Genomic DNA, 5,655 nt, shown 5'->3' on the forward strand with positions numbered 1-5,655 from the left:
GCCACTTTCACGAACTTCGCATTCATAAAGCACACTAGAATCATAAGTTTGCTAGTGTCCTTATCGAATCCGAAGTTCGCTCCGAAGGTGCGGCAAATGATGCGAACTTCGGATTCGGGACACTAGCCGCCCGCGCTCAGCCTTCCACGCCGAGCTTCCACAGCGGCGGCAGGTCGGCGAAGGGCGGCGTGGTGTGGGCGATGACGATCGCGGCGCGCCGGCTGTCGGAATCGATCTTGCTGTTGATCGCCTTGACGTGCGCCTTCACGGCATCGAGCCCGACGCCGAGGATAGCAGCGATCTCCTCGTTCGACTTGCCCTGGGCGATCCACGACGCCACCTCGATCTGGCGCGGCGTCAGCGCAGGAAATGCCAGACGCAGGCGGTCGCTCGGCGTCAGCGCCGCCAGCGTTCGCTCCTGCGCCTGGCGGTAGCCGCGTAGGATGTGCGGACGAAAACCCTGCATCTGGTCGCGCTCCTCGTCGCTGAACGCCGGCCGTCCCACCACGCGATGGCCGACAACCGTGACCACATAGCCGGCGTGCTCGAACGCGATCCCCATGATCCGCCGCGCCCCCGACGGCAGGAACACCTCCTTGGCAATCGGCAGCTCGACGAATTCCTCGTCGCTGAAGAAATCCGACTCGCGCAGCGCGCGTTCGCCGTAGAACGCCGGATCGTGTTGCCAGAACGGATGCGAATGCATGTGCTTCGCAAACGCCTGCATGCCGCGGGCACGAACCTCCGGATCGTCGCCGACCGAAATCAACGACCGGAAATCCCAGCTCGGACGATGGAACTCGGTGAAGCTCACCACCTCCGCATCGACCAGGCGGCCGACGCCGGCGAACAGGACACCAGGCAGCGTGTGCAGGTTGGACTCAGATTCGTAGAGACGAATGATTTCGTCGTTGAGCTTGCTGTCCCGTTGCATGGGATTCTGATCGACCAGGTTTGATTTGATTTTTTGGCGATCGCTGCAACGTCACGACGTGCCCACATGTTGCAGCAAAGCCTCGCTCGCCGTCTTATCGTTCGTGCGCGCGTTGGTATACCCCTTAGGGTAATGGCCAGATCGCATTCGATTGCGGAATCTCTGCGCTGTGTCGAGTCCGACACATCGCGCGACGTCGTCAGGGGCAGCAACACGCATGGCCCGGCGAAAGTTGCAACAATTCGAGTTACTACCGGGACTGAATGCGGTGACCCCATTGGAAGACGCAGCGGAACGTCCCGCTGTAGGACAGTTCGACAACACACGCGCTGATTGTTTCGAGGCAAAATCGCTCGCGCGCCACGGGCGCGCGTTGTTCCGCGGCGCCCTGCTGGGCACGACATCGCTAGTTGCGCTGGCGCTGCTCGCGGTAACACCGGTGCCATCCCATGCGGCCGACATCGTCTGGACCGGCGCCACCTCGTCCAGCTGGACCGACACCAGCAACTGGCTGCCGAACACGCTTCCGGCCAACCCCAACAACGCGGTGATCGATACGACCTCGCCCAACCCCACGGCGATCGCAGGGACCGCAGGGCAAGCCACCAATGTCACTATCGGCCAAAACGCCAACGGCCAGCTGACGATTTCGGGCGGCGGAACGCTGAACAACCTTAATGGCTTCATCGGAAACAATGCCGGTTCGAACGGCACCGTGACGGTCGATGGCTTCGGCTCGATGTGGTTCAGTCCCGGTGTCACTGTCGGCGTGGCCGGCACCGGCACGCTGACGATCCAGAACGGCGGCACCGTGGCCGGTACCAACGGCCTGATCGGGTCTTTGCCTGGCTCGAGCGGGACTGCAACGGTCACCGGACCCAACTCGTCCTGGAACATGACTGACGATCTCGCTGTCGGCGCAAACGGAACCGGTGTGCTGACAATCAAGGCTGGCGGCACCGTGAGCGATCGCAACGGCCGCGTCGGCTTTGTCCCCGGTTCGAGCGGCACCGTCACCGTCACCGGCCCCGGCTCGTCCTGGACCAACTCCGCCGAACTCTATATCGGCACCGCCGGCACCGGCACGCTGAACATCGAGAACCGCGGCGTCGTGAGCAACGGCGCCGGCTCAAATGCCTACCTTGGCTATATCTTCGGATCCAACGGCAACGTAACCGTCGATGGCGCCGGTTCATCGCTTCTCGTCGGCAAGGAGCTTCATGTCGGCTATGTCGGCACCGGCGTCCTCAACATCCAGAACGGCGGCGCGGTCAGCAACGACACGACCTTCATCGGCTCCAATGTGGGCTCCAACGGCAACGTTGTCGTCACCGACGCCGGTTCGTCGCTGAGCAGCGCTGACTTCCTGTATGTCGGCTACTCCGGCACCGGCACGCTCGACATTCAAAATGGCGCCACGGTCACCACCGCCCCCAGCGCGACTCGCGGGATTGCCGGTATCGGCGTCATTGCAGGCTCGAACGGCACGGTGACGATCGACGGCCCCGGGTCGTCCTGGACCCATGGCGGCATTCTCAATGTCGGAGGTGGCGGCACCGGCACGCTGACCATCCAGAACGGCGCAGTGGCCAGCATGATCGGCAGCGACATCGGCTTCCTCGCCGGCTCGAAAGGCACGGCCACGGTCACCGGCTCCGGCTCGTCCTGGACCAACAGCTTCGCCCTGTTTGTCGGCGATGCCGGCACCGGCACGCTGACGATCCAGAACGGTGGTATCGTAACGACGCCGCTTTTCGGTGTTGCCAATCAGGCCGGCTCGACCGCTACCGTCAACATCGGCGCCGGGCTGGGCCAGGCCGCCGCGGCGCCGGGCACGTTGAACACGCCGGCCGTCACGTTCGGCGCCGGCACCGGCCAGATCGTCTTCAACCACACGTCTGCGAACTACACCTTCGACCCGATCATATCAGGCGCAGGGTCGGTGCTGGTGGAGGCCGGCAAGACCATCCTGACCGCAAACAGCACCTACACCGGCACCACCACGGTCGACGGCGGCACGCTCAGCGTCAACGGCTCGATTGCGTCCTCGTCCCTCACCTCAGTCAACGCGGGCGGCACGCTCGGCGGCAACGGCACCGTCGGCAACCTCACCATTGCCAGCGGCGGCACCGTGGCGCCGGGCAATTCGATCGGCACGCTGAACGTTTCGGGCAATGTCAGCTTCGCGGCCGGCTCGATCTATCAGGTCGAAGCCAATGCCGCCGGCCAGTCCGACAAGATCATCGCCACCGGCAAGGCGACACTCGGCGGCGGCAGCGTGCTAGCGCTGGCGCAGAACGGCACCTATGCGCCGCAAACCACTTACACCATCCTCACCGCGAACAGCGGCGTCACCGGCACCTTTGCCGATGTCACCAGCAGCCTCACCTTCCTCACTCCGTCATTGAGCTACGATCCCGGCAACGTGTATCTGACCTTGGCGCGCAACAGCACGACATTCCCCGACGTCGCGCAGACGCCGAACCAACTCGCGGTCTCCAACGCCCTCGAGGCGAGCGCGCAGACCAGCCCGTTGGTGGTCAGCATCCTCAATCAGAACGCCGCCGGCGCACGGCAGGCGTTCGATGCGCTGTCGGGCGAGATGCATGCCAGCACACAGACCGCAATGCTCGACGATTCACGCTATTTGCGCGATGCAGTGCTCGGCCGGTTGCGGCAATCCGCGTTTGCCGGCGATGCAGGGCCGATGGCCGCACTCAGCGCCGGCGGTCCGCAACTCGCGGCGATGGATTCGATGGCAGCCTCCTCCGCCCTCGCCTATGCCGGCGCGAGCCGTCCTGGCTTCCCGATCAAGGCGCCGCCACTCGCCGCGCCCGCGCGGATTCCCGACACCGCATTCTGGGCCCAGGGCGTCGGCGCCTGGGGCCGCTTCGGTAGCGACGGCAATGCGAGCGGCATGACGCGCGACCTCGCCGGCTTCTTCAGCGGCGTCGATCATCGCTTCGCCCCGAACTGGATCGCCGGCATCGCCGGCGGCTACACCAACTCGTCGCTGCGTATCGGCGATCGCACGAGCTCGGCCAATATCGACACCGCGCATCTCGCCGGTTATGTCGGCGCGACCTACGGCGCGCTCAGCCTGCGCGGCGGCGCCGGCGCCAGCTTCAGTACGCTGGACACCAGCCGCTCGATCATCTTCCCGGATTTCTTCGACACCACGCGTGCGCGTTACAACGCCACGTCAGCGCAGGTGTTCGGCGAAGTCGGTTACGGCTTCAACCTCGGCAAGGTCGCGCTCGAGCCGTTCGCCGGCCTAGCCTGGGCTCATCTCGACACCGACAGCTTCAGCGAGACCGGCGGCAGCGGCGCCGCAGCGCTATTCGGCGGCCGCAGCAACCAGGACGTCGGCTATTCCACGATCGGCACGCGCTTCGCCAGCAATCTTGCGCTCGCCAACGGCATGTGGCTGACGCCGCGCGCCTCGGTCGCCTGGCAATACGCGTTCGGCGATGTCTCGCCGACCGCCGCGCTCGCGTTCCAGAGCACCGGCGCAAGCTTCACGGTGAACGGCGTGCCGCTCGCGCGCAACGCGGCGCTGGTGGAAGGCGGGCTCGACCTGCGCATCACCACGCAGGCAAGCGTCGGCATCTCCTATGTCGGACAGCTTGCCGACCGGGTGCAGGATCATTCGGTGAAGGGTAACTTCAGCTGGAAGTTCTGACGACGGTTTTGAGTTCGTCGCGGAAGCCGAACAGTTGCAACCATCGCTCTTCCCGCTAGCGGGAAGAGCAGCAGCTTTGATTCGATTTTGCGCGCAATTCGCGGCGATTGCGGAACCGCTCTGTTGCAGCAATGCCTCGCTTGGCGACTGATCGTACGCGCGCACGTTGATGTACCCTTTCGGGTAGTGGCCAGATTGTGGTCCATTGCGGAATCTGTCGACGGTGTCGACTCCGACACATCGTGCGACATCATCAGGGCCTGGCACGCGCAGGCCCGATGAAAACGGCGACATCTTAAGTCTGGCAAGGCTGGAATGCGGTGACCACGCGGGAATACGCGGCGAAGGATTTCGCTGTAGGACAGTTCGGTAGCGCGCAGACCGCCCGTCTCGATGCGAAGTCGCGCGCGAGTTATTTTCGCACCCTCGCCACGGTCTCGCCGCTTGCGCTGATCCTCGGCACGACCGGCCTGACATTGCCGGCTCACGCCCAGGCGGCCTGCACGGCCGACACCACGGCGTGCAGCGCTGCCGGTGGTCCCAGCTTCGGGCGTGGCGGCTTCGGCGGCAACGGCAATGGCGCCGGCGGCAACAGCACCAACCTGGTGGGCGCCGACACCGTGCAAGTGCCCGGCAGCCCCAGCAGCGGCGGCACCGGAGGGATCGGCGGTGCGGGGGAGAACGCTGGAGGAAACGGCGGCGCGCCGGGCTCCGCACTATCCGGAACGGCTGTCGTGACAATACCCGTCACCGGCGTGACCGGGGACACCGGACCGGACGGGTTTCATTTTGGGTCCGGCGGCGGCGGTGGCGGCACCGGGGTGTATTTTTCGGGCACGTCACTGACCGTCAATAGTGGAGTGACAGTCAACGCCGGTAACGGCGGCACGGGCGGAAATTCTCCCGGCGCCGGTGGCGGTGGCGGTGGTGGCGGTGGTGGCGCGGGCGTGATCTCCACCGCAGCCGGCGCCTTCGTTTCGAATGCGGGGACGATCACGGCTATCTCTTATACACATCTGACGCTGCCGACGATCGCATA

General features: G+C 65.1%; 2 protein-coding genes and 1 pseudogene. 2 read left to right on the plus strand and 1 reads right to left on the minus strand.

From position 1 onward, the window contains the following. Window positions 1-136: 136 nt before the first annotated feature. Complete coding sequence (locus tag AC1VNY_RS41975) at window positions 137-934, minus strand: helix-turn-helix transcriptional regulator (protein WP_482409592.1); 798 nt, start codon at window positions 932-934, stop codon at window positions 137-139. A gap of 268 nt (window positions 935-1,202) precedes the next feature. Between AC1VNY_RS41975 and AC1VNY_RS41980 the strand changes: the two genes are divergently transcribed. Then, complete coding sequence (locus tag AC1VNY_RS41980; RefSeq protein ID WP_482409593.1) at window positions 1,203-4,616, plus strand: autotransporter outer membrane beta-barrel domain-containing protein; 3,414 nt, start codon at window positions 1,203-1,205, stop codon at window positions 4,614-4,616. Window positions 4,617-4,936: 320 nt separating this feature from the next. Then, a pseudogene (locus tag AC1VNY_RS41985) lies at window positions 4,937-5,655 on the plus strand (hypothetical protein); the annotation flags it as partial.

It is taken from the genome of Bradyrhizobium ferriligni (assembly GCF_056837965.1).

Bases quoted from the DNA above. Each gene is read 5' to 3' on its own strand.
- AC1VNY_RS41975 (WP_482409592.1), bottom strand. From the start codon at position 934: ATGCAACGGGACAGCAAGCTCAACGACGAAATCATTCGTCTCTACGAA.